General features: G+C 60.4%; 23 protein-coding genes. 19 read left to right on the top strand and 4 right to left on the bottom strand.

Annotation, left to right across the window (positions count from 1 at the left end):
• Positions 1–107: 107 nt before the first annotated feature.
• The 13 genes from YA0848_RS21135 to YA0848_RS21075 all read left to right on the top strand — a co-directional run bounded on the left by YA0848_RS21135 (position 108) and on the right by YA0848_RS21075 (position 15,263).
• Positions 108–2,045, top strand: coding sequence for a bifunctional 5-dehydro-2-deoxygluconokinase/5-dehydro-2-deoxyphosphogluconate aldolase (locus YA0848_RS21135; protein WP_034096995.1), 1,938 nt, complete (start codon positions 108–110; stop codon positions 2,043–2,045).
• Between the two features lie 103 nt (positions 2,046–2,148).
• The gene (gene iolE / locus YA0848_RS21130) at positions 2,149–3,036 is read left to right on the top strand and encodes a myo-inosose-2 dehydratase (protein ID WP_034137880.1); all 888 of its coding nucleotides are present in this window, start codon (positions 2,149–2,151) and stop codon (positions 3,034–3,036) included.
• A 3-nt stretch (positions 3,037–3,039) separates the two neighbouring features.
• Complete coding sequence (gene iolB / locus YA0848_RS21125) at positions 3,040–3,828, top strand: 5-deoxy-glucuronate isomerase (protein ID WP_034096997.1); 789 nt, start codon at positions 3,040–3,042, stop codon at positions 3,826–3,828.
• Positions 3,829–3,857: 29 nt separating this feature from the next.
• Positions 3,858–4,673, top strand: a complete 816-nt coding sequence (locus YA0848_RS21120; RefSeq protein WP_034096998.1) for a TIM barrel protein — start codon at positions 3,858–3,860, stop codon at positions 4,671–4,673.
• A gap of 10 nt (positions 4,674–4,683) precedes the next feature.
• Positions 4,684–6,615, top strand: a complete 1,932-nt coding sequence (gene iolD, locus YA0848_RS21115; RefSeq protein ID WP_169903187.1) for a 3D-(3,5/4)-trihydroxycyclohexane-1,2-dione acylhydrolase (decyclizing) — start codon at positions 4,684–4,686, stop codon at positions 6,613–6,615.
• Positions 6,616–6,634: 19 nt separating this feature from the next.
• The gene (locus YA0848_RS21110; protein WP_047881900.1) at positions 6,635–7,645 is read left to right on the top strand and encodes a Gfo/Idh/MocA family protein; all 1,011 of its coding nucleotides are present in this window, start codon (positions 6,635–6,637) and stop codon (positions 7,643–7,645) included.
• Positions 7,646–7,719: 74 nt separating this feature from the next.
• On the top strand, positions 7,720–8,748 hold the full coding sequence (locus YA0848_RS21105) for a Gfo/Idh/MocA family protein (RefSeq protein WP_034137884.1): 1,029 nt from the start codon (positions 7,720–7,722) through the stop codon (positions 8,746–8,748).
• A gap of 128 nt (positions 8,749–8,876) precedes the next feature.
• The gene (locus YA0848_RS21100) at positions 8,877–9,053 is read left to right on the top strand and encodes a hypothetical protein (protein WP_167389885.1); all 177 of its coding nucleotides are present in this window, start codon (positions 8,877–8,879) and stop codon (positions 9,051–9,053) included.
• Positions 9,054–9,102: 49 nt separating this feature from the next.
• Positions 9,103–10,038, top strand: coding sequence for a sugar ABC transporter substrate-binding protein (locus YA0848_RS21095; protein ID WP_034097002.1), 936 nt, complete (start codon positions 9,103–9,105; stop codon positions 10,036–10,038).
• A gap of 65 nt (positions 10,039–10,103) precedes the next feature.
• On the top strand, positions 10,104–11,657 hold the full coding sequence (locus tag YA0848_RS21090; protein ID WP_169903188.1) for a sugar ABC transporter ATP-binding protein: 1,554 nt from the start codon (positions 10,104–10,106) through the stop codon (positions 11,655–11,657).
• A gap of 59 nt (positions 11,658–11,716) precedes the next feature.
• The gene (locus tag YA0848_RS21085) at positions 11,717–12,739 is read left to right on the top strand and encodes an ABC transporter permease (RefSeq protein WP_034097004.1); all 1,023 of its coding nucleotides are present in this window, start codon (positions 11,717–11,719) and stop codon (positions 12,737–12,739) included.
• 346 nt (positions 12,740–13,085) lie between these two features.
• Positions 13,086–13,490: a TraR/DksA family transcriptional regulator gene (locus tag YA0848_RS21080; RefSeq protein WP_003191666.1), complete on the top strand. Its 405-nt coding sequence runs from the start codon at positions 13,086–13,088 to the stop codon at positions 13,488–13,490.
• 99 nt (positions 13,491–13,589) lie between these two features.
• Positions 13,590–15,263: a methyl-accepting chemotaxis protein gene (locus YA0848_RS21075; protein WP_416146534.1), complete on the top strand. Its 1,674-nt coding sequence runs from the start codon at positions 13,590–13,592 to the stop codon at positions 15,261–15,263.
• A gap of 20 nt (positions 15,264–15,283) precedes the next feature.
• Here the strand turns inward: YA0848_RS21075 and YA0848_RS21070 are convergent, their stop codons facing one another.
• The 3 genes from YA0848_RS21070 to YA0848_RS21060 form a co-directional block, all read right to left on the bottom strand.
• Positions 15,284–15,526 carry a DUF2789 domain-containing protein gene (locus YA0848_RS21070; RefSeq protein ID WP_034097006.1) on the bottom strand — a complete coding sequence of 81 codons (243 nt, stop codon included), beginning with the start codon at positions 15,524–15,526 and terminating at the stop codon, positions 15,284–15,286.
• A 72-nt stretch (positions 15,527–15,598) separates the two neighbouring features.
• The gene (locus YA0848_RS21065; protein ID WP_034097007.1) at positions 15,599–15,829 is read right to left on the bottom strand and encodes a hypothetical protein; all 231 of its coding nucleotides are present in this window, start codon (positions 15,827–15,829) and stop codon (positions 15,599–15,601) included.
• A 116-nt stretch (positions 15,830–15,945) separates the two neighbouring features.
• The gene (locus YA0848_RS21060) at positions 15,946–16,212 is read right to left on the bottom strand and encodes a hypothetical protein (protein WP_080758719.1); all 267 of its coding nucleotides are present in this window, start codon (positions 16,210–16,212) and stop codon (positions 15,946–15,948) included.
• Positions 16,213–16,617: 405 nt separating this feature from the next.
• On the opposite strand from YA0848_RS21060, the gene YA0848_RS21055 reads away from it, so the two are divergent.
• The 6 genes from YA0848_RS21055 (at position 16,618) to YA0848_RS21030 (ending at position 22,198) form a co-directional block, all read left to right on the top strand.
• The gene (locus YA0848_RS21055) at positions 16,618–17,067 is read left to right on the top strand and encodes a hypothetical protein (protein ID WP_034113139.1); all 450 of its coding nucleotides are present in this window, start codon (positions 16,618–16,620) and stop codon (positions 17,065–17,067) included.
• Between the two features lie 128 nt (positions 17,068–17,195).
• Entirely contained in the window at positions 17,196–18,212 is a 1,017-nt protein-coding gene (locus tag YA0848_RS21050; RefSeq protein ID WP_047881903.1) for an ABC transporter substrate-binding protein, read from the top strand.
• An 84-nt stretch (positions 18,213–18,296) separates the two neighbouring features.
• Positions 18,297–18,734, top strand: a complete 438-nt coding sequence (locus YA0848_RS21045; protein ID WP_034097010.1) for a DUF3995 domain-containing protein — start codon at positions 18,297–18,299, stop codon at positions 18,732–18,734.
• Between the two features lie 147 nt (positions 18,735–18,881).
• Positions 18,882–21,371, top strand: coding sequence for a TonB-dependent siderophore receptor (locus YA0848_RS21040; protein WP_169903189.1), 2,490 nt, complete (start codon positions 18,882–18,884; stop codon positions 21,369–21,371).
• 140 nt (positions 21,372–21,511) lie between these two features.
• Positions 21,512–21,841, top strand: coding sequence for a hypothetical protein (locus YA0848_RS21035; RefSeq protein ID WP_034097359.1), 330 nt, complete (start codon positions 21,512–21,514; stop codon positions 21,839–21,841).
• Between the two features lie 96 nt (positions 21,842–21,937).
• Entirely contained in the window at positions 21,938–22,198 is a 261-nt protein-coding gene (locus YA0848_RS21030; protein ID WP_034097012.1) for a hypothetical protein, read from the top strand.
• 260 nt (positions 22,199–22,458) lie between these two features.
• On the opposite strand, the gene YA0848_RS21025 is transcribed toward YA0848_RS21030, so the two are convergent.
• Positions 22,459–23,397, bottom strand: coding sequence for a sensor domain-containing diguanylate cyclase (locus YA0848_RS21025; RefSeq protein ID WP_034097013.1), 939 nt, complete (start codon positions 23,395–23,397; stop codon positions 22,459–22,461).
• Between the last annotated feature and the right edge of the window lie 137 nt (positions 23,398–23,534).

Raw genomic sequence — 23,534 nt, 5'->3', positions numbered from 1 at the left:
GAATAAATATTGATTGGTGCCGCTGAACGTTCTAGTCTGCTCCACCAAGAGCGTTTGCCGTCGCCACGGCGGCACAACGCAGGCTGATAAAAATAACAGGAGCCAGCATGGGCCAGACTCGTTTTGCCAGTGGGCGTCAATTGGATCTGATTTGCCTCGGGCGCCTGGGCGTCGACCTCTATGCACAGCAAGTCGGTGCACGGCTTGAGGACGTGTCCAGTTTCGCCAAGTACCTCGGCGGTTCCTCCGCCAATATCGCTTTCGGCACCGCGCGGCTGGGGCTCAAGTCGGCGATGCTCAGCCGCGTGGGCGACGACCATATGGGGCGTTTCCTGGTGGAATCCCTGGCCCGCGAAGGGTGCGATGTCAGTGGCATCAAGGTCGACCCGGAACGCCTCACCGCCTTGGTGTTGCTGGGCCTCAAGGACCGCGAAACCTTCCCCCTGGTGTTCTACCGCGAAAACTGCGCCGACATGGCCCTGCGCGCTGAAGACATCAATGAAGCCTTTATCGCTTCCAGCAAGGCGCTGTTGATCACCGGCACGCATTTCTCCACCGACGGCGTGTACAAGGCCAGCATCCAGGCTCTGGATTACGCGGCCAAACATAACGTCAAACGTGTGCTCGATATCGACTACCGCCCGGTGCTGTGGGGGCTGGCGGGCAAGGCCGACGGCGAAACCCGCTTTGTTGCCGACCGCAATGTCAGCCAGCATGTGCAGAACATCCTGCCGCGCTTCGATCTGATCGTCGGCACCGAAGAAGAGTTTTTGATCGCGGGCGGTAGCGAGGATTTGCTCACGGCCTTGCGCACGGTGCGTGAGCTGACCCCGGCGACGCTGGTGGTCAAGCTCGGCCCGCAAGGGTGCACGGTGATCCATGGCGCGATCCCGGCGCGCTTGGAAGACGGTGCGATCTACCCCGGCGTGCGGGTGGAAGTGCTTAATGTATTGGGGGCCGGCGATGCCTTTATGTCGGGCTTTCTCAGCGGGTGGCTGAATGACGCCAGCGACGAGCGTTGCAGCCAGTTGGCCAATGCCTGCGGCGGGCTGGTTGTATCGCGCCATGCCTGCGCGCCGGCCATGCCCACGCCGGCGGAGTTGGATTACTTGTTCAGCAGCCCCGTGCCGATCACCCGGCCCGATCAGGACCAGACCCTGCAACGCCTGCACCGGGTGACGGTGCCGCGCAAACAGTGGAAGCAGCTGTTTATCTTCGCCTTCGACCATCGCTGGCAATTGGTGGACTTGGCCCAACGCGGTGGCCAGGACCCAGCGCGCATCAGCGACATCAAGCAGTTGTTTATCCAGGCCGTCGAACGGGTGGAGCGCAAGCTCGCCGAGCAGGGCGTGGAGGCCGATGTGGGCCTGCTCGCCGACCAGCGCTTCGGCCAGGACGCACTCAATGCGGCCAGCGGGCGCGGCTGGTGGATCGCGCGGCCGGTGGAAGTGCAGAACTCGCGGCCGCTGGCCTTCGAGCATGGCCGGTCCATTGGCAGCAACCTGATCGCCTGGCCCCAGGAGCAGATCATCAAGTGCCTGGTGCAGTTTCATCCCGACGATGAACCCTTGCTGCGCCTGGAGCAGGAAGCGCAACTCAAGGCGGTGTACGACGCCTCCCTGGTCAGCGGCCATGAGCTGTTGCTGGAAGTCATCCCACCCAAGGATCACCCATCCACCTACCCAGATGTGCTCTACCGCAGCCTCAAGCGCCTGTACAACCTGGGTATCTACCCGGCGTGGTGGAAGATCGAGGCGCAGTCGGCCGAAGACTGGAAAAAACTCGATGAGCTGATCCAGGAACGCGACCCGTACTGCCGTGGTGTGGTGCTGCTGGGTCTGAATGCCTCGGCCGAATGCCTGGCGACCGGGTTCCAGCAGGCCAGTCAGAGCACGACATGCCGAGGGTTTGCGGTGGGCCGCACGATCTTTCAGGAACCCAGCCGTTTGTGGATGGCGGGGGAGATCGATGATGAGACATTGATCCAGCAGGTCCAGGCGACCTTCGAACAGCTGATCAACGCCTGGCGCAGCGCGCGAACCTGACCACAGCTTTGAATGTGCGCTGCAATTCCAATGTGGGAGGGGGCCAGCTCCCTCCCACAAAAAGCAGAACTCAGTGATACCTGAAAATAATAAAGGTGCAGCCATGCCCGCAATCCGAATTGGCATCAACCCGATCTCCTGGAGCAACGACGACCTCCCGGCCCTGGGCGGTGAAACGCCGCTCAGCACCGCGCTGAGCGAAGGCAAGGACATCGGCTACGAAGGTTTCGAACTCAACGGCAAGTTCCCCAAGGACGCCAAAGGCGTCGGCGATGTGCTGCGGCCCTATGACCTGGCGCTGGTGTCGGGGTGGTATTCCAGTCGCCTGGCCCGGCGTTCGGTGGCCGAGGAAATCGAAGCCATCGCCGGCCATGTCGAGCTGCTCAAGCAGAACGGCGCCCATGTGCTGGTGTACGGCGAGGTGGCCGATTCGATCCAGGGCTCGCGCATTCGCCTGATCGAACGCCCGCGTTTCCACAGCGAACAGGCCTGGCAGGACTATGCCGACAAACTCACCGAACTGGCGCGCTTCACCCTGTCCCAGGGCGTGCGCCTGGCGTACCACCACCATATGGGCGCTTACGTTGAGTCTCCTGAGGACATCGATCAACTGATGCAGCGCACCGGCCCTGAGGTCGGCCTGCTGTTCGATTCCGGCCATTGCTACATGGGCGGCGGCGAACCCATCGAAGTGCTGCGCAAACACATCGGGCGCATTTGCCATGTGCATTTCAAGGACGTGCGCAAGCCGGTGGTGCAGTTGGCGCGCAACCAGATGTGGAGCTTCCCCGACTGCATCGTCAACGGCACGTTCACCGTGCCCGGCGATGGCGATATCGACTTTGCCGAACTGCTGGATGCATTGATGGCCGCGAAATATGAGGGCTGGCTGGTGGTGGAGGCCGAGCAGGACCCGGCCGTGGCGCCCAGCTATATCTATGCGAAAAAGGGCTACGACACCTTGCGTGCGCTTCTCAACGAGAGGACTTGAGTGATGAGCTTGTTGGTCAAAAGCAGCAAACGCGGACAAACCATGGTTGCCTTGGAAGCAGGGCGGCTGGAGTACGTGGGCTTCTCGGCCTACCGCCTGAGCCTGGGCGAAACCCTGCCGGTCAGCGCCGGTGATAAAGAGCTGTGCCTGGTGCTGCTCAGTGGCCGGGTGAATATTGAAGGCGAAGGCTTCAACTGGCAGAACCTCGGTGATCGCCAGTCGGTGTTCGAGGACAAGTCGCCGTTCGCCGCGTACCTTCCGCCGGGCACCGACGCCCAGGTCACGGCCTTGAGCGATGTGCAGATTGCCGTGTGCGCCGCTCCCGGCGCGCCGGGTTACGAACCACGCCTGATCCGTCCCGAGGACTGCAAGCGCAGCGTGCGCGGCAAAGGCGCCAACACCCGCTATGTGTGCGACATCCTGCCCGACAGCGCGCCGGCCCATTCGCTGCTGGTGGTGGAAGTGCGCACGCCGTCGGGGCATTCGTCGAGCTACCCGCCGCACAAACACGACACCGACGACCTGCCGCACCAGAGCTTTCTCGAAGAGACCTACTACCACCAGATCAACCCGCCCCAAGGCTTTGTGTTCCAGCGGGTGTACACCGACGACCGCAGCATCGACCAGGCCATGGCCGTGGAAAACAGCGACCTGGTGGTGGTGCCCAAGGGCTATCACCCGGTCAGCGTGCCGTACGGCTACGAGTCCTATTACCTGAACGTGATGGCCGGCCCCAAGCGTGCCTGGCATTTCCATAACGACCCGCAGCACAGTTGGCTGCTGGACCTTTGATCGAGCGGTTTGGACGGAGAACAATAACAATGTATTCGCCTTTACGTTTTGCCCTTAACCGCATGGTCGCTCCGCACCTGTCACTGGACGCGTTCATCCAGCTGGCGGCTTCGCTCAAGTGCGATGCCATTGAGATCCGTAACGATCTCGAAGGTCGCCAGATCGAATACGGCACCCCGGCCAGCCATGTACGTGAAGCGTGCGCGGCCCAGGGCATCACGGTGCTGTCGATCAACGCGCTGTACCCGTTCGATGTATGGAACGACGAACGTCGCGCCCAGGCCATCGCCATGGCCGACTATGCTCGTGAATGCGGCGCCCAGGGCCTGGTGATGTGCCCGTTCAACGAGCCCGGTGATACGCGCAACGAGGCCCAGCGTGCCGCCGGTTTGCGCACGGCTTTGAGCGAGTTGGCGCCGATCCTGCGCGAGTACGGCATCCTCGGCTTTATCGAGCCTCTGGGTTTTGAAGCGTGTGCAATGCGCCGCAAGCGCGTGGCGGTGGATGCGATCCAGGCCATCGGCGGCCTGGATGTGTTCCGTCTGGTGCATGACACCTTCCACCACTATTTGGCCGGCGAGCAGGAATTCTTCCCGCAATTGACCGGGCTGGTGCATATCTCCGGCGTGGAAGAGACCGACGCGCCACTCAACTCGATCCGCGACCGCCACCGCGTGCTGGTGGGCGAGGGCGACATCCTCGGCAATACCGCACAAATCGACACCCTTCTCAGCAGCGGCTACGGCGGTTACCTGTCGTTCGAACCGTTCGCCGCCAGCGTGCATGAAATGACGGATATCCAGCAGGCGCTAGGGGCAAGCATCGCCCATCTGCAGAAACGATAAGGGGCGCAACATGACCACCACCCGACTGACCATGGCCCAGGCCCTGGTGAAGTTTTTGGACAACCAGTACATCGAAGTCGATGGCGTGCAGAGCAAGTTCGTCGCCGGCGTGTTCACGATTTTCGGCCACGGCAATGTGCTCGGCCTGGGCCAGGCCCTGGAGCAGGACAGCGGTGACCTGGTGGTGCACCAGGGCCGTAACGAGCAGGGCATGGCCCACGCGGCCATCGGTTTTGCCAAACAGCACCTGCGGCGCAAAGTGTATGCATGCACTGCTTCGGTCGGGCCGGGTGCGGCGAACATGCTCACTGCGGCGGCCACCGCCACGGCCAACCGCATTCCGTTGTTGCTGTTGCCCGGCGATGTGTACGCCAGCCGCCAGCCCGACCCGGTGTTGCAACAGATCGAGCAGTTCCACGACCTGAGCATCAGCACCAACGATGCGTTTCGGTCCGTGAGCAAGTACTGGGACCGCATCAACCGTCCCGAACAACTGATGAGCGCCGCGATCCACGCCATGCGCGTGCTCACCGACCCGGCGGAAACCGGCGCGGTGACCCTGGCCTTGCCCCAGGATGTGCAGGCCGAAGCCTGGGACTATCCGGATTACTTCTTGCAAAAACGCGTGCACCGTATCGAGCGTCGCCCAGCCACCGCCGCGATGCTTGGCGATGCGCTGGCGGCCATCCGAGGCAAACGTAAACCGCTGATCATCTGCGGTGGCGGGGTCAAGTACTCCGGTGCGAATGCGGCGTTGCAAGCGTTCGCAGAGCGCTTCGATATTCCCTTCGCCGAGACGCAAGCGGGCAAGAGCGCGGTGGTGTCCAGCCATCCGCTTAATGTCGGCGGCATCGGCGAAACCGGGTGCCTGGCGGCCAACCTGCTGGCGCCCGAGGCCGATCTGATCATTGGCGTCGGTACGCGCTACACCGACTTCACCACCTCGTCCAAATCCCTGTTCAAGCACCCGGATGTGACGTTTCTCAACCTCAATATCAGCCCCGCCGATGCGTTGAAACTCGATGGCGTGCAGGTGCTGGCCGATGCGCAGGTTGCCCTTCAAGCATTGACCGACGCCCTCGGTGACTACCGCGCAGGTTGGGGCGAGCAGATTGCCGACGCCAAGGCGCAACTGGACGCCGAAGTCGACCGCGTGCATCAGGTGGAGTACCACGGCGATGACTTCGTGCCGGAAGTGGATGACCACCTGGACCGCGCAGTACTGCGGGAATTTATCGAGCTGACCGGTTCGTGCCTGACCCAGAGCCGGGTCCTGGGTGTGCTCAATGAGACGGTGGCCGACGATGCAATTATCGTCGCCGCCGCCGGCAGCTTGCCTGGCGATTTGCAGCGCGCCTGGCGCAGCAAGGGCGTCAACACCTACCACGTCGAATACGGCTACTCGTGCATGGGCTACGAGATCAACGCCGCCCTCGGCGTGAAGCTCGCCGAGCCGAGCAAGGAGGTCTATGCCCTGGTCGGCGACGGCTCCTACATGATGCTGCATTCCGAGCTGGCTACCTCGATTCAGGAGCGGCGCAAAATCAACGTGGTGCTGCTGGACAACATGGCCTTCGGTTGCATCAACAACCTGCAGATCGGCAACGGCATGGACAGCTTCGGCACCGAATTCCGCTACCGCAACCCCGAAACCGGCCAGCTCGACGGCGGCCTGGTGCCGGTGGACTTCGCCATGAATGCGGCGGCCTATGGCTGCAAGACCTACAAAGTCAGCAGCGTGGAGCAATTACAGGCCGCGCTGGCCGATGCGCGCACGCAAACCGTCTCAACCCTGATCGACATTAAAGTGCTGCCCAAGACCATGGTTCACGGCTACCTGTCCTGGTGGCGGGTAGGGGTGGCGCAGGTCTCCACCAGCGAACGCACGAACGCGGCGGCGAAGAAACTCAACGAGCACCTGGCCAAGGCCCGGCAGTACTAATAACAAGAGGAGTGTATGTATGTCTTTGAAGCTAGGTGTTATCGGGACCGGCGCCATCGGCCGCGACCATATCCGTCGTTGCAGCCAGACCTTGCTCAATAGCCAGGTGGTGGCGGTGACCGACATCAATCTGGAACAGGCCGCCAAGGTAGTTGCCGACTTGCAGCTGGCCGCCGAGGTGTACCCAGACGGCCATGCGCTGATCAACTCGGCCGAGGTTGAAGCGGTTCTGGTGACCTCCTGGGGGCCGAGTCACGAAGAGTTCGTGCTCGCCGCGATTGCCGCCGGCAAGCCGGTGTTCTGCGAAAAGCCGCTGGCGGTGACCGCCGAAGGCTGCCGCAAGATCGTCGACGCCGAAGTGGCCCATGGTAAGCGCCTGGTGCAGGTGGGCTTTATGCGCCCGTACGACGAGGGCTATCGCGCCCTTAAAGCCGTGATCGACAGCGGCCAGATCGGCGAGCCCTTGATGCTGCACTGCGCACACCGCAACCCGAGGGTGGGCGAAAACTACAAGACCGACATGGCAATCACCGACACCCTGATCCACGAACTGGATGTGCTGCGCTGGCTGCTCGACGACGACTACGTGTCGGTGCAAGTGGTGTTCCCACGCAAGACCAGCAAGGCCTTGGCCCATTTGCGCGATCCGCAGATCGTGCTGCTGGAAACCGCCAAGGGCACGCGCATCGACGTGGAAGTGTTCGTGAACTGCCAATACGGCTACGACATCCAGTGCGAAGTGGTGGGAGAGAGCGGCATCGCCAAATTGCCGGAACCGTCCCAGGTGCAACTGCGTAGCGAGGCGAAGCTGTCCAATGCGATCCTGATGGATTGGAAGGACCGCTTTATCGGTGCCTATGACGTGGAGTTGCAAGCCTTTATTGATAGCGTACGCGCCGGCAAGGTGGGCGGGCCGTCGGCGTGGGACGGCTATGCGGCGGCGGTGGCGGCGGATGCGTGTATCGAGGCGCAGGGCAGTGGGCAGATCGTCAAGGTCAGCTTGCCGGAGCGCCCACGCTTCTACGGCTGACACTCGGTCAAGGTGGGGAGGGCTGGTTCCTTCCCCCTTTGGATTGGGTTTGCACTTCAATCAAGGAGTCAATCATGCGAATTGGACTAGTTGGCTATGGCCATGGAGGGCGCTTCTTTCATGCGCCGCTGATTGCAACCTTGCCCGGTGCCACGTTTGTCGGCGTGGTCACCCGTTCCCCCGAACGGCGCCAGCAATTGAATGCCGACCACCCGGGTGTCCAGGCATTCAACAGCATCGGCCAGATCGTCGAAGCCGGTGTGGATGCCTTGGTGATTTCCACCACGCTTAAAGGTCGCCCGGCACTGGTGCTCGAAGCCATCGAGCACGGTGTGACGGTGGTCAGCGACAAACCTTTTGCCGCCAACGCCGAGCAAGCCCAGGCGCTGATTACCGCGGCTGAGCGCCAGGGTACGCTGCTCAGTGTTTATCAGAACCGCCGCTGGGACTCGGATTACCTGACCCTGCGCAAACTTATCGATGCCGGCGCCCTGGGCACTATCAGCCGCTTTGAATCGCGGGTGGAACGCTACAGCCCGCAGGCGGTGGGCAACGCCAGCGGTGGCGGTTGGCTGCGGGATTTAGGCAGCCACCTGGTGGACCAGGCGCTGCAACTGTTCGGCCCGGTGGACAGGGTATTCGCGCAATTGCACTACAGCGCCGAACATCCCCATGTCGACCACGGTTTTTTTGTGTCTCTGACCCATGCCAACGGGGTGATTTCCCACCTGTGGGGCAATGCCTTGCAAAACAGCCAGGCGCCGCGCTTTCGCGTCAGTGGCAGCGCCGGCTGTTACACCGTCGAGGGGCTGGACGGCCAGGAAGAAGCACTGATGGCCGGCAAATCGCCGAAAACCGAGGGCGAGCACTGGGGCGCCGAAGAACACCGACGCTGGGGCTGGTTCGAGCAGGGCCCGGAACGTGAACGCGTGCCGTCGGAGAAGGGCTGCTGGACCCAGTTCTATCGTCAGTTGCAAGCCGCCGTACAAGGCCAGGGACCGCTGCCGGTCAACGCCTATGACGCGCTGGAAACCACCCGTATATTGGACGCCGCACGCCTGAGCGCCGAGCGCCAGCAGGTGGTTTCAACAAAAATAGAATAAAATTCTAAAACAAGTTGATATGGAAATTATTTTCCAATAAAGTCTTTTCCAGGTTGCAAAAAGTACGTCGCGGGCTCGATCCGCACGGCTCAACAAAAACAAGATCAAAAACAACCAGGTACCGTCAGATGAAAATCTTCAACGCTGTACTGCGAGTTTTACGCCCCATCTCCGCGCCGCGCGGTCTGCCCAGCACCCGCCCGTTCTACTTCTCCTTCCTTAATGTGCTGTGTGTCGAAAATAACGACGCGCTGGTGTGCTGCATTCCCGGCGCGCCAGTCGTACGACTGCCCACCTCGCTCTGAACAACGCAACGTCCAACAAAACCAACAAGAAAGTGGAGACAGACCGTTCATGAAGACCCCGATCCGTTTTACCGCGCTGGCCTTGTCCATGCTGCTGGCCAGTGGGTTTGCCAGCGCCGCCGATATCAAAGTGGGCGTGAGCATGTCCGCATTCGATGACACCTTTCTGACCTACCTGCGTGAAGACATGGACAAGCAAGCCAAGTCGTACCCCAAGGGTGATGGCGTGCAGCTGCAGTTCGAAGACGCCCGCGCCGATGTGGTCAAGCAACTGAGCCAGGTCGAGAACTTTATCAGCCAGAAAGTCGACGCCATTATCGTTAACCCAGTGGACACCGCATCGACCGCCAACATCATCAAGGCCGCCACCGCCGCGAAAATCCCACTGGTGTTCGTCAACCGCCGGCCAGATCAGAAGGACCTGCCCAAGGATGTCGTGGCCGTGACCTCCGACGACGTCGAAGCCGGCAAGCTGCAAATGCAGTACATCGCCGAAAAACTCGGCGGTAAGGGCAAGATCGTGATCCTGCTGGGTGACCTGGCGAACAACTCCACCACCAACCGCACCAAGGGCGTGAAAGAGGTGCTGGCCAAGTATCCGGACATCAAGATCGAGCAGGAACAAACTGGGATCTGGCTACGCGACAAGGGCATGACGCTGGTCAACGACTGGTTGACCCAGGGCCGCGAATTCGACGCGGTGCTGGCCAACAACGATGAGATGGCTATCGGTGCGTCCATGGCCTTGAAATCAGCCGGCAAGGAAAAGGGCAGTGTGTTGATCGCCGGTGTCGACGGCACACCGGACGGTTTGAACGCGATCGCCAAGGGGGACATGGCTGCGTCGGCATTCCAGGACGCCAAGGGCCAGGCCGTCGGCTCGGTGGAAGCGGCGCGCAAGATGGCAAAAAACGAGGCGACGGAGCAGAACGTGGTGATCCCGTTCAAGCTGATCACTCCGGACAACGTCAAAGACTTCAAGTAGCCCCGACCTCACAATAATAAGCCGGCAGGGCGGTCGTGCCCGCCCTGTCGATGGAGTACCTGTCTATGCTCGCTCAAGCCACAGCCTCGCAGCCTGCGGGTATCCAGCCCCGTGCGCTGGACGAACCCTACCTGCTGGAAATCCTCAACATCAGCAAAGGCTTCCCCGGTGTCGTGGCCCTGGACGATGTGCAGCTGCGCGTGCGCCCCGGTTCCGTGCTGGCGCTGATGGGCGAGAACGGTGCGGGCAAATCGACGTTGATGAAGATCATCGCCGGCATCTACCAGCCCGACAGCGGCGAAATCCGCCTGCGAGGCGAGCCGATCGTATTTGACACCCCGCTGGCCGCGCAGAAGGCCGGGATTGCGATGATCCATCAGGAACTCAACCTGATGCCGCACATGAGCATCGCCGAGAACATCTGGATCGGCCGCGAGCAGCTCAATGGCCTGCGCATGGTCAACCACCGCGAAATGCACCGCTGCACCGCCGACTTGCTGGCGCGCTTGCGCATCAACCTGGACCCCGAGGAACAGGTGGGCAACCTGAGCATCGCCGAGCGGCAGATGGTCGAGATTGCCAAAGCGGTGTCCTACAACTCCGACATCCTGATCATGGACGAACCGACATCGGCCATCACCGAGAAGGAAGTGGCCCATCTGTTTTCGATCATTGCCGACCTCAAGTCCCAGGGCAAAGGCATCGTCTATATCACACACAAGATGGACGAAGTGTTCGCCATCGCCGATGAAGTGGCGGTGTTCCGCGACGGTCAGTACATCGGCCTGCAACGGGCCGACAGCATGGACAGCGACAGCCTGATTTCGATGATGGTGGGCCGCGAGCTGAGCCAGTTGTTCCCGGTGCGCGAAACGCCCATCGGCGAGCGCTTGCTGTCGGTGCGCAACCTGCGCCTGGACGGGGTGTTCAAGGATGTGTCGTTCGACCTGCACGCCGGGGAGATTCTCGGAATTGCCGGGCTGATGGGCTCGGGCCGCACCAACGTGGCCGAAACCTTGTTCGGTATCACCCCCGCCGACGGCGGCCAGATCACCCTCGACGGCGAGCCGGTGCGCATCACCGACCCGCATATGGCCATCGACAAAGGCTTTGCACTGCTGACCGAGGACCGCAAGCTCAGTGGCCTGTTCCCCTGTCTGTCGGTGCTGGAAAACATGGAAATGGCCGTATTGCACCACTATTCGGGCAACGGCTTTATCCAACAGAAAGCCCTGCGCGCACTGTGCGAAGACATGTGCAAGAAGCTGCGGGTGAAAACGCCGTCGCTGGAGCAGTGCATCGACACCTTGTCCGGCGGCAATCAGCAGAAGGCGCTACTGGCCCGCTGGCTGATGACCAACCCACGCCTGCTGATCCTCGACGAGCCGACCCGCGGCATCGACGTCGGCGCCAAGGCTGAGATCTATCGACTGATCTCGTTCCTCGCCAGCGAGGGCATGGCGGTGATCATGATTTCTTCGGAGTTGCCCGAGGTGCTGGGCATGAGCGATCGGGTGATGGTAATGCACGAAGGCGAACTGATGGGCACCCTGGACCGCAGCGAAGCGACCCAGGAAAAAGTCATGCATCTGGCCTCGGGTATGACCGCAGTCCACTGACGCACCGCCGCGCGGGCCGGCGGTTGGCCTGCGCTTCAGAATAAAAAAGGTGAATGGTTATGAACGCAATAACGGATAACAAGCCAGCCTCGGCGCCGGTCAAACATCGGCGTCGAATGCCCACCGAGCTGAGCATCTTCCTGGTGCTGATCGGCATCGGCCTGGTGTTTGAGGTGTTTGGCTGGATCGTGCGCGATCAGAGTTTCCTGATGAACTCCCAGCGCCTGGTACTGATGATCCTGCAAGTGTCGATCATTGGCTTGCTGGCCATCGGCGTGACCCAGGTGATCATTACCACGGGGATCGACTTGTCTTCGGGTTCGGTGCTGGCGCTGTCGGCGATGATCGCCGCCAGCCTGGCGCAGACGTCGGACTTCTCGCGGGCGGTGTTTCCCAGCCTGACCGACTTGCCGGTGTGGATTCCGGTCGCCATGGGCCTGGGAGTTGGGCTGCTGGCGGGAGCGATCAACGGCAGCATCATCGCCGTTACCGGGATCCCACCGTTTATCGCCACCCTGGGCATGATGGTCTCGGCCCGTGGCCTGGCCCGCTATTACACCGAAGGCCAGCCGGTGAGCATGCTGTCTGATTCCTACACCGCGATCGGCCACGGCGCGATGCCGGTGATCATCTTCCTGGTGGTGGCGGTGATCTTTCATATCGCCCTGCGTTACACCAAGTACGGCAAGTACACCTATGCCATCGGCGGCAATATGCAGGCGGCGCGAACGTCGGGGATCAACGTCAAGCGTCACCTGATCATCGTCTACAGCATCGCCGGTCTGTTGGCGGGGCTGGCCGGGGTGGTTGCCTCGGCGCGGGCCGCCACGGGTCAGGCCGGCATGGGCATGTCGTATGAGCTGGATGCGATTGCCGCCGCAGTGATCGGCGGGACCAGCCTGGCGGGCGGGGTAGGGCGCATCACCGGCACCGTGATCGGCGCGCTGATTCTGGGCGTGATGGCCAGCGGGTTTACCTTTGTAGGGGTGGATGCGTATATCCAAGACATCATCAAGGGCTTGATTATTGTGGTGGCGGTGGTGATCGACCAATATCGCAATAAGCGCAAGCTTAAACGCTGAGCTGTAAGGCACAAGGCACAAGGCACAAGCTGCAAGCTGCAAGTCCGACGAGCTCTACAGCTTGTCGCTTGCAGCTTGCGGCTTATAGCTGCTCTACGAACTTTCCTGCTATAAACGCACTCCGATGACCATTCGCCAAGCCCGTCCTGGTGTCTTTGGGGGTTATATCGGAAAAAATGCCTGTCTTTTCAGTTGCTGCGCCCTCAAGTCGGCCTTAGACTGCCGCCCCTCGTAAATTGAGTGCCGGGTGGCGCTTGGAATGGATGGCGCCCTTCCGAGACCTGCACAGGTCGGCCGGAACGCTCCCTTATTCGCCTTAATGCACGTATTTTTTATAGAGAAATCAATGACAAAGGAAAAGTTGCTGGCCATGCCGGCGGATGACTACATGAATGCCGAACAGCACGCTTTTTTCGAGAAGTTGCTGCAAGACATGAAAGTGGAACACCACGAGCGCATTGAACAGAACCGTATCGCCATTGAAAGCCTGGACACCCCGGCTGACCCGGCCGACGCTGCTTCCGTGGAAGAAGAGCGCACCTGGCTGGTCAACGCCATCGACCGCGACCAGCGCATGCTGCCGCAGCTTGAGCGTGCACTGGAACGCATCAAGGAAGATTCCTTTGGCTGGTGCGACGACAGCGGCGAGCCTATCGGCCTCAAGCGCCTGCTGATCAGCCCGACCACCAAGTACTGCATCGAAGCGCAAGAGCGTCACGAGCAGATCGACAAGCATCAGCGCCAAGCCTGATGCGGTGAAGCCGGGGAGCCGTCCGCATGGTTCCCCGCAGGAATACCCGCCACACCCCGTCTACTATTGATCTACTGCACGGCACCCCACTAAAGGCCCATGGACAATGGCCGGATAGTGGCGTTTAATGCCGTGACAATAAAGACAATCAGTGGGGGTGACGAAATGGCTGGGGACGGATCTCTGATGGGCGCAGCAGTGCCGCCACACGCGGTGGCGCGCCGGTTGCCCGGCTGGCTGACGCCGCTGTTGCAGAGCACTGCTCTGGTGCTGATATTGTTAGGCCTGGCATTCGCCCAGCTGCCGATCTACCTGTGTCTGCCCATCGCCCTGTTGGTGATCTGGCTGCCTCGCTTGCGCAGCCGCCCGGTCGGCCCTGCGCCGGTAGCCGTCGATGCGATTGGCGAACTGACCCGGGATCTGTCCTACACCACCAGCCATAACGCACTGTCCGCTGCCGGCGTGGCCTATTCGGTCAAGCAATTGGCCGCGCGCCTGCAGTCGCAATTGACGGCGGCCAAACAGATTGTCAGCAATGCCGAAGTCATGATCAGCACCGAACAGGTCACTTCCCAGCTCAGCCGCCAGGCCTTGGGGGCCGCCAGCCAGGCCCATCAGCGCAGTACCGAAGGCCGGGAAGTGCTGGTGCACTCCATCACCCGCATGCGTCAGCTCAGCCAGCGCGCCAATGCCAGCCGAGAGCTGATCGAAGCCTTGAGCCAGCGCAGCGAGGAAATCCAGCGGGTCACCCTGGTGATCCAGTCCATCGCCAGCCAGACCAACCTGTTGGCGCTCAATGCCGCCATCGAGGCGGCACGGGCCGGTGAGCATGGGCGCGGGTTTGCGGTGGTGGCCGACGAAGTGCGCGGGCTGGCCGGGCGTACCGCCACGGCCACCGATGAAGTCGGGGTGATGGTGGCGGATATCCAGCAGCGCACGGCTCAGGTCGTGGAGCAGATTCGCCAGTTATCGGCGGATTTGCACACCGGCGTCGAGCAGGTGGAGCACGCCGGCGAACAGTTGGAAAGCATTGCCAGCCTCGCCGCCGATGTGGAAGGCCAAGTCAATGAAATCGCCCAGGGCACCGACACCAACCAGGCGCAGCTCGACAGCCTGTTCCATGCGGTGGAACAGATGCGCTGCGATTTGAGCATCAGCGACGAGCAAACCCGGCAGTTGGCCGACGCCGCGATCCAGATGGAAGGGCAGGCCGAAACCATCAGCGAGCGTCTGGCGGCGGTGGGGCTGGACGACTATCACCAACGGATCTACGACCTGGCCCGCGAGGGCGCCAGCCGCATCGCTGCGCAATTCGAAGCGGATATACAGCAAAACCGCATCAGCCTGGATGACCTGTTCGACCGTACTTATACCCCGATTCCCAACACCAGCCCGAGCAAGTACTACACCCGCTTCGACAGTTACACCGACAAGGTGCTACCGGCGATCCAAGAGGCGCTATTGCCGCGTCACGAAGGCTTGGTATTTGCCATCGCCTGCACGCCACAGGGCTACGTGCCGACCCACAATAATGCGTTTTCCCAGCCGTTGACCGGCGATGCCAAAGTGGATGCGGTGCAGAACCGCACCAAACGTAAGTTCGACGACCGCACAGGCATTCGCTGCGGCAGTCATCAGCAGGCGGTGTTACTGCAGACCTACACCCGCGATACCGGCGAGCTGATGCATGATCTGTCGGTACCGATCATGGTCAACGGCCGGCATTGGGGCGGGTTGCGCCTGGGTTATAAACCGGAAAGCGCCAAGCGCTGAGGTCGGGCGTGGCGCTCGCGTTACGCCTTGGCGGGCTCATGCAACAGCGCGTTCAGGTCGTCCACCGCCGGCGCCCATTCGGCGTCGACGTGCAGTTGCTCTTTGAGAAAACTGGCCTGTTGCGCGCTCCAGAACGGGGCGTCGACCAATTTGACGTCGTCCGGCAGGCGGTGCTCGGCGGTGAACCGCTCAATACCTTCTTGGGATGAATCCAGGCCAAGTTGATCGAACAGGGTTTCCAGGGTAGGGGGGGTGGTGTCCATTGGTATCTCCATGCAAAGTGAGCAGCGTTATGCATGGGAGGGCCCTGACACGGCAGAGTTCGAATTTGTTCGTCAGCAGGTCAGTGCGCCGGCATCCACGGCCGTCTTGAGGGCCTGGGCCGACTCTTTGGCGGCGCTGGCAGCGGCCTCCACGGTCTTGAACCAACGGTCTTTTTCCACTTGGTGGGTGGTAGTAGTGGTCAGGGGCGGTTTGGCACGCATTACGATGACCGCTTGAAATTCACCGTCAACTTCCCTGGCTTCGCCACGGATAAAAAATTCGCCAATATCAAATTCCGTCACGTATCGCCTTCCCTTCGAGGTATTCAACTGCACTGATGAAACCTGACCCGCCGGCGGGGCAAACTTCAATGGACGGGTCAGTATGGCAGTTGTTGGAGGGCTGTGGCGCGGTAAAGTCAACCAGGTGACGAAACGATCCCATCGTGCAGACTGGCTTCCAGTTGTTTGGCCAGTTCACACGCCTTGATATGGTTGCTGCGGAAACCCCTGATTCGGCCACTGGTCACTTCCAGGATATGAAAGAAGTTCCTCCCGGCAGGTACCACTTGGTAAAGAACAGAATTGGAGTACCCTTCCAGGCCTGGCAAGCAGTAATATTGGCGCTCGTCTGGACATGATGAACGAGTGCCGGAAGACGTAGCCTGATAGTGACGTCGTTGCATGGTCAGCTCCTATCGATCTTGTGACTTACCGCAAACGGTTCGGGTGGTTTGAACCCTATCGCTGTTCTACCATTGTCGTCGCGGGTCGACACTCGGTTCCACGCCAAGTAATTTTTGTGTGAACTGTCGGAAACTACGTTTTTGATTGGGGTTATTCTCTGAAGCGGTGCGACCCGTATTCTCGGGTCGTTGAACCTGTGATTTCCTGTCAGTCCCGGTGACCTTGCATAAGGTCCATCGTGTGCGCCCGTACGAGGCGTGCAATACGACAGGAAGTTTCTTCAGTTTTTTCAATAAGTGCATCAGGTGATCGTGCCGTATTGGCCGTTTTAGTGTGCTGCCTGTTTCTGCAGGCCGTACTTTTTTCGATGTGGGGGCTTTTCCTTGGCAGTCAGTAATCTGGATATGCACGCATTGTTCGTGCTGGGTGATTTGCGCGCAAAGTTGGTCAAACAGTTCCAATCCCGTTTTGTTTACATCACTGAGCAGACGCCGGAAGGCATCTACGTCGCCGAAATCGACACCGAAACGGCGTTGGTGGTGGATGACAAACAGCGTCTTGAACTCAAAGTGGGCGACCATTTTCGCGCGGCGGTATTGCCCAGCCGCGAAGGCGGTAAGTTCGAATTGAAGTTCCGCGACATCAAGTTGACGGTATATGGCCTGGGTGATTACGCCTTTGTTTCTTCGGCCGAAGGCGAGGGCATCGTGTTCAAGGAAGGCCACAGTGTGATGCTGGTGTTCGCCGCCCATGAACAATTGCAGGAGGGTCTGACCAAAACCCTTAAAACCGTGACCGGCAAGGCCGCCAAGTGGCGCAAGGGCGAACTGGTCACCTTCAAGGCCAGCGAGTAAAGCGTCCACAGCACACGCGTGTGTCGTCTTCCGGAACCTCTACTACAGTTGAGTTGACTTAACTATTCAGAGGCTTCGCGCGTTCGCGGCAAAGCCATCCGCTATGGCTGCATTACGCGAGGTAAGGCATGAAAGGTTTGAGAACCCTGTTGGTGGCGTCCCTGACGAGCCTGAGTCTATCGATGGCTTCGTTGCCCGCGGCGGCCGAGCAAACGCCGGTGCATTTTGCCGACCTGAATTGGGAAAGCGGCAGCCTGATCACCGAAGTGCTGCGGTTTATCGTCGAGAAGGGCTATGACTTGCCCACCGACACGTTGCCCGGTACCACCATCACCCTGGAGACCGCCCTGGCCAAGAATGACATCCAGGTGATCGGCGAGGAGTGGGCTGGCCGTAGTCCCGTGTGGGTCAAGGCCGAGGCCGAAGGCAAAGTGGCCGGTCTGGGCGATACGGTCAAAGGCGCAACCGAGGGCTGGTGGGTGCCTGAATATGTGGTCAAGGGGGACCCCGCAAAGGGCATCAAACCGATGGCGCCGGACCTCAAGAGTGTAAAAGACCTGGCGCGCTACAAGGATGTATTCAAAGACCCGGAATCTCCCGACAAGGGGCGCTTTCTCAACAGCCCCATCGGCTGGACCTCGGAAGTGGTCAACCAGCAGAAGCTCAAAGCCTATGGCCTGGACGACAGCTACGTGAACTTCCGCAGCGGCTCGGGTGCGGCGCTGGATGCCGAAATCGCCTCCTCGATCCGGCGTGGCAAACCGGTGCTGTTTTACTACTGGTCGCCGACTCCTTTGATGGGGCGCTACAAACTGATCCAGCTCGAAGAGCCGCCATTCGATGCCGAGGCCTGGAAAACCCTGACCGACGCAGACAACCCCAATCCAAAGCCGACTCGTTCGCTGGCGTCCAAGTTGAGCATCGGGGTGTCTACGCCGTTTCAGAAGGCGCACCCACAGATCGCCGGGTTTTTCGAAAAAGTCGAGTTTCCCATTGAGCCGCTGAACAAAGCCTTGGCCACCATGAGTGAAAACCATACTCCGCCAAGGGAGGTGGCTCAGGCGTTTCTCAAGGCCCATCCCGAGGTCTGGAAGGCCTGGCTGACCGACGAGGTGGCGCAGAAGGTTGAGGCGAGCCTGAAGTAGCAGGCCGTTCGCTCCCCGACGAAATACCTGCAAAAAAACCTCGGACGACTATCCTTTCCCGGACCTTTTCAGGGAGAGCCCGTGATGAGTTTTGTGATCGCACGCTGGATCGTCGGCATATTCACCGGAATCAGTGTGATCCACCTGTACTGGGCCGCCGGCGGCAAGCTCGGCAGCCTGGCGGCCATCCCGCAGTTGCCCGGCGAATTTGCCAGCGGCCCGCGCCCAGCGTTCAAACCGTCGGCCCTGGGCACCTTTTTGGTGGCGATGGGGCTGGTGGGGATTGCGCTATTGGTCTGCCTGCGCGCCGGCCTGTATTTCCCTGCGGTATCCCACCATGCGTTGCAATGGGGTATCAGCGCCATCGCCGTGCTGATGTTCGCCAGGGCCATCGGCGACTCAGAACTGGTGGGTTTTTTCAAAAAAGTCGGAGGGTCGCGGTTTGCGCGTTGGGATACGTATTGCTATTCACCGTTGTGCCTGGCTCTGGGGGTAGGGTTGTTGGTAGTGGCTTGGGCCTGAGCCGCGCCTGGAAAGACCCGTGTGCTTGTTGGCAAGCAACTGTCAGCCAGCGCTGATTGATTCTCAAATAAAAACCCCTCGCATCCTTACCCGATTTTCCAAGCTGGCCGTCATGGTAGATAGAACCTCAATTACGCAGGATTTATCATGTCGCGTCTTGCTCGTCCCTTGCATCCGCTGGCTTTGTCGGTGGCGATGGCTTTTGCCGCTGTGCCGTTGTTGACCGTCCAGTCCTCCTTCGCCGAAGAAAGCAGCGCCCAGCGCGGCTTCCAGGTGCCGGCCGGTGATTTGAGCCAGGCGCTCAATAACCTGGCCGAGCAGGCGGGGCTGGTGCTGGCGTTCGATGCAGAGCTGACCCGAGGCAAGCGCAGCCCGGGCGTGAGCGGGCAGTACGATATCGATGGGGCGTTGAACCAATTGCTGGCCGGCACCGGTTTGCAGGCGCTGAAACTTTCCGGCGACCGTTATCGCTTGGAGGCGATCCCGGACAGCGGCGGGGCCATGCAACTGCAGGCCACCACCATCAACGCGGCTTACCAGGCCGAAAGCCCCACCGGTCCGGTGCCCGGTTATGTGGCCACGCGCAGCCTGTCGGCGACCAAGACCGATACCGCGCTGATCGAAACCCCGCAGTCGATCTCGGTGGTCACTAAAGACCAGATGCGTGCCCAGAACGCCGAAAGCCTCAATCAGATCCTGCGCTACAGCGCCGCCGTGGTGCCGGAAACCCGTGGCGCCACCGCCTCGCGCCTCGACCAGTTGACCATTCGTGGCTTCTTGCCCACCACTTACCTCGACGGCCTGCGCATGCCGTCCAGCCGCGATGCCTTGCCGCAGAAAGATGCGTTCGATTTGGAACGGGTCGAAGTGCTGCGTGGCCCCGCCTCGGTGCTATACGGCCAGGGTTCGCCCAGCGGTGTGATCAATATGGTTACCAAGCGGCCGCTGGATGTGCCGTTCCATGAAGTGGGCGTCGAATACGGCACCTTTGATAAAAAGCGCACCACCTTCGACCTCAGCGGCCCGCTTGACGATCAAGGGGTGTATTCCTACCGTGTCGCCGGTCTTTTCGACGATGCCGATGGCCAGGTCGAACACACCGAGACCCGTCGTCAGTCGTTGTCCAGCGCCTTTACCTGGCGCCCGGACGAGGACACATCGCTGACCTTGCTGGGGCACTTTCAGAAAGACCCCAAGGGCGCATCCTACGGCTCGGTACCGGCTTGGGGCTCGGTGCTGCACAGCCCCACCGGGCGCAAGATCGACGTGGACTACTACGACGGTGAAAAGAACTTCGAGAAAAGCGATCGTGAGTATTACTCCGTCGGCTACGCGTTCGAACACCATTTCAACGACGTGTGGACGCTGCGCCAGAATGCACGCTATCTGCGTGCCGAGGGCATCTATCGCAGCATCTACAACAGCTATCTGCAGGCCGATTACCGCACGTCTACTCGCTCGACCATTGCCACCGATGTGGACATGGATGCCTACAACCTCGACAACCAGGTGCAGGCCAAATTCGACACCGGGCCGTTGCAGCATACGCTGTTGATGGGCGCCGATTACCAGAACACCAGCACCGATACCAAGGCGGGTTATGGCTCGGGGCCTTCACTGGATATCTTCGATCCCGTATACGGCGCCCCGGTGACCACGCCGGCCTTCGCCACGGACGCCACTTCACGCAGCGAGCAAACCGGGGTTTACCTGCAAGAGCAGATGAAGTGGGACAACTGGGTGCTGCTGCTGGGCGGCCGGTATGACTGGGCCAGCACCGATGGCACTACCAAGACGCTGCGCACCGGTGCCAAGAGCAAGTCCTCCTTGGACAGTGAGGCGTTCACCGGGCGTGTAGGGCTGGTGTATCTGTTCGATAACGGCCTGGCGCCGTATGTGAGTTACGCGGAGTCGTTCAACCCGCAATCGGGGACCGGCTACGGCGGTTCGGTGTTCAAGCCGACCGAGGGCAAGCAATATGAACTGGGCATCAAGTATCAGCCGCCGGGCAGCAACAGTTTTATCACCGCGGCGATTTTCGACCTGCGCCAGAGCAACGTGCCGACCATGGACCCGGATCCGACCCACCTGTGTGGTAACGGTCGCTGCCAGATTCAGGATGGCGAACAGCAATCCCGCGGCTTTGAACTGGAGGGCAAGGCCAGCCTGAGCGATAACCTCGATATCACCGCCGCTTACGCTTACCTGGACAACCGCGCCTCCAAGTCAAACAGCACCGTGCGCTATGCGCCAATCAGCGATATTGGCGTCGGCCCGACGGTCCCGGTGGAAGGCACCACCACCTACGGCGTGCCACGGCATACCGCTTCGGCATGGGCCGACTACACCTTCCGCGACGGCCACCTCAAAGGCTTTGGCGCGGGGGCGGGTGCCCGCTATGTTGGCTCTTCCTGGGGCGATACCGCCAACACGTTGAAAGTGCCCGGCTACACCTTGTTTGACGCTGCGGTGCATTACGACATCCCAAATATCGTCAACCTCAACGACAAGCTGCGCCTGGCATTGAACGCCACCAACCTGGCCAATAAAGAGTACGTCGCGTCGTGCTACTCGTATTCATGGTGCTGGTATGGCTCGCAGCGCACGGTACAGGCGAGTGCCACCTACCAGTGGTAAAGACGTGACGTGTGCCAAGCTCGCGCCCCACAGGGAAGTGGGCGGGCCGAGGAGCCTGCGATAAGGCATTTTAATGGCCCCTTTGTAACAAAATCCTCGCCAGAATCGCGTTTATTTTCAGGTGGTTAGGTGGGATGCAAATGCGCAATGTTGGAATCATGCTGATCGCCTGCTCCCTGGCAGGCGGCGCGACGGCCGTGCAGGCACGTGAGTTGCGTGAGGGTGACAAGTACATGTGCAGTTGGGGCGCCGGCACCGCCGCCAGGGCCCAAGAGCTGAAACTGTCGGGTGTGTCGCTGTATGCCGCCCGTCAGAAAATCCAAACCCTTAAATTCAGCAAATCGTGGATGCGCATGATGGCCATGGGCATTACCGAGCAAACCTACGACAGCCGTTCGCGGCTCAAGCCTGAAGCCATTCGCCAGAGCTTTTATCAGGACTGCGTGCGTTACAAAGTGGCGCGTAAGTAAATACGCGCACCCGGATTACAAATCCACCACAAATCCAGTATGTCCGTTTGCATACAATTGCGTCGTGATTGCCACGAGAGCAGGGCGCAAACGGTCATGCAGCAGCCAGAACACTCCTCATCCAACAGCGTGCTCTACCTGGTCGCCGGCGTGGTCGGCGTGGCGCTGATGCTCGGCGCCTATTTCATGCAGATCAACGCCGAAGCGGACCGTCAGCGACAGAGCGCCGCCGAGCGTCTGACCCTGTGTCGGCAAGTGGCGCGGGTGGCTAGTGCGACGGCGTTCGGCGGGGCGGATGTGCGCGATACGTGCGAACAACTGAACGAAGAATCGAAGAAAGCGAGCGCGCCGTTATAAGTAATAACCCTTTTTTATAAGTGGACTAGTTGCACCAAAAGGTGGCACTTAATATCCGCTAAGACATAAAAAACATGTGGATATTGAAGCACTTACAGCGTTTTTAATCCGACGAAAGGACGTAAATAATGTTGTTACAGCTTTTTGCAATGGTTACCATAGCCGTGCGTTCACCTCCCACGGTTTATGCATTTTTAAATCCCAAGTTTCCATCAGCTACTTGGGATTTTTTTTGCCTGTGATTTGGCCGCAGGCCGGGTTCAATCGTCGGCAAACGCCGCACGCATGCGGCCATCATGCTTGGCCTGATACAGCAACTTGTCGACCTCCTCGACGAATTCCAGCGCTTCGCTACCCGCTGTGACTAGCCGCGTGCCGACACCCAGGCTCAACGTTAACAGGTGGGACACGGAGGAATGCGGATGTTCGATCTCCTGTTGGCAGATCAGGTGCAGGCAGCGTCGTGCCACTTGCCGGGCGGATGCAGCGTCGGTTTCCGGCAGCAACCACACGAACTCTTCGCCGCCGATCCGCGCGATAAAGTCCCTTGGCCGATTCGCGGCCAGTGCCAATGTGCGCGCTACTTGGCGTAGGCAGTCGTCGCCTTTGATGTGGCCGAAGTGGTCGTTGTACTGCTTGAAAAAATCGATATCCAAAATGATCAACGACAGCGGCAATTGGCTGCGCTGGGCGCTGGCCCATTCGCGTTCCAGCACGGTGTCGAACATGCGCCGGTTGGCGATGCCCGTCAGGCCATCCTGATAGGAGTATTCCTCAAGTTGCTTTTGCAGGCGGATCAAGTGCTCTTCGGTCTGCTTGCGCTCGCTGATATCGAACATAAAACCAATCAGTGCTTCGACTTCGCCGTCCTTGCGTATCACATGCACCACATCGCGAATCCACACGTAATCGCCATTCACCGTCAGGGCGCGGTAATCGGCCTCATGGTCGACGCCGGCACGGGACTGCGAGACGCAGAAGTTCACCACATACTCCCGGTCGTCCGGGTGCATGCGCTCGACCCAGTCGTCCACGCTGACCCAACTCTGCTGGCTCCAGCCCAGCACTGTTTCGATCTGCGGCCCGATGTAGCTGAAGGTCATGCTCTGCCACTCGATACGCCAAGGTATGGCTTTAGTGGACTCCAGCAGCGTTTTGTAGACATCACTGTCGGTTTGGCTCGAAGGAATATGGCTCATTACGGACTGCTCGAAATGATGGCTAAGTGCCAAGAGCCTCTTGTGATCCACGCCGGGAGTCAAGTGTTGCGCGAGGCAACGGACGGGAGGTCACGGGCGGTGCTGATCAGCGGTCGGCAGTGCGGAAGGATAGATAG

Source organism: Pseudomonas sp. S4_EA_1b (assembly GCF_016307435.1).
Lineage (GTDB): Bacteria > Pseudomonadota > Gammaproteobacteria > Pseudomonadales > Pseudomonadaceae > Aquipseudomonas > Aquipseudomonas rhodesiae.
Note: the sequence above shows the minus strand (reverse complement) of the source record. Positions and strands in the feature narration are given on the sequence as shown.

Coding starts and splice junctions, on each gene's coding strand:
- YA0848_RS21135 (WP_034096995.1), top strand. CDS start 108: ATGGGCCAGACTCGTTTTGCCAGTGGGCGTCAATTGGATCTGATTTGC.
- iolE (WP_034137880.1), top strand. CDS start 2,149: ATGCCCGCAATCCGAATTGGCATCAACCCGATCTCCTGGAGCAACGAC.
- iolB (WP_034096997.1), top strand. CDS start 3,040: ATGAGCTTGTTGGTCAAAAGCAGCAAACGCGGACAAACCATGGTTGCC.
- YA0848_RS21120 (WP_034096998.1), top strand. CDS start 3,858: ATGTATTCGCCTTTACGTTTTGCCCTTAACCGCATGGTCGCTCCGCAC.
- iolD (WP_169903187.1), top strand. CDS start 4,684: ATGACCACCACCCGACTGACCATGGCCCAGGCCCTGGTGAAGTTTTTG.
- YA0848_RS21110 (WP_047881900.1), top strand. CDS start 6,635: ATGTCTTTGAAGCTAGGTGTTATCGGGACCGGCGCCATCGGCCGCGAC.
- YA0848_RS21105 (WP_034137884.1), top strand. CDS start 7,720: ATGCGAATTGGACTAGTTGGCTATGGCCATGGAGGGCGCTTCTTTCAT.
- YA0848_RS21100 (WP_167389885.1), top strand. CDS start 8,877: ATGAAAATCTTCAACGCTGTACTGCGAGTTTTACGCCCCATCTCCGCG.
- YA0848_RS21095 (WP_034097002.1), top strand. CDS start 9,103: ATGAAGACCCCGATCCGTTTTACCGCGCTGGCCTTGTCCATGCTGCTG.
- YA0848_RS21090 (WP_169903188.1), top strand. CDS start 10,104: ATGCTCGCTCAAGCCACAGCCTCGCAGCCTGCGGGTATCCAGCCCCGT.
- YA0848_RS21085 (WP_034097004.1), top strand. CDS start 11,717: ATGAACGCAATAACGGATAACAAGCCAGCCTCGGCGCCGGTCAAACAT.
- YA0848_RS21080 (WP_003191666.1), top strand. CDS start 13,086: ATGACAAAGGAAAAGTTGCTGGCCATGCCGGCGGATGACTACATGAAT.
- YA0848_RS21075 (WP_416146534.1), top strand. CDS start 13,590: ATGGACAATGGCCGGATAGTGGCGTTTAATGCCGTGACAATAAAGACA.
- YA0848_RS21070 (WP_034097006.1), bottom strand. CDS start 15,526: ATGGACACCACCCCCCCTACCCTGGAAACCCTGTTCGATCAACTTGGC.
- YA0848_RS21060 (WP_080758719.1), bottom strand. CDS start 16,212: ATGCAACGACGTCACTATCAGGCTACGTCTTCCGGCACTCGTTCATCA.
- YA0848_RS21055 (WP_034113139.1), top strand. CDS start 16,618: ATGCACGCATTGTTCGTGCTGGGTGATTTGCGCGCAAAGTTGGTCAAA.
- YA0848_RS21050 (WP_047881903.1), top strand. CDS start 17,196: ATGAAAGGTTTGAGAACCCTGTTGGTGGCGTCCCTGACGAGCCTGAGT.
- YA0848_RS21045 (WP_034097010.1), top strand. CDS start 18,297: ATGAGTTTTGTGATCGCACGCTGGATCGTCGGCATATTCACCGGAATC.
- YA0848_RS21040 (WP_169903189.1), top strand. CDS start 18,882: ATGTCGCGTCTTGCTCGTCCCTTGCATCCGCTGGCTTTGTCGGTGGCG.
- YA0848_RS21035 (WP_034097359.1), top strand. CDS start 21,512: ATGCGCAATGTTGGAATCATGCTGATCGCCTGCTCCCTGGCAGGCGGC.
- YA0848_RS21030 (WP_034097012.1), top strand. CDS start 21,938: ATGCAGCAGCCAGAACACTCCTCATCCAACAGCGTGCTCTACCTGGTC.
- YA0848_RS21025 (WP_034097013.1), bottom strand. CDS start 23,397: ATGAGCCATATTCCTTCGAGCCAAACCGACAGTGATGTCTACAAAACG.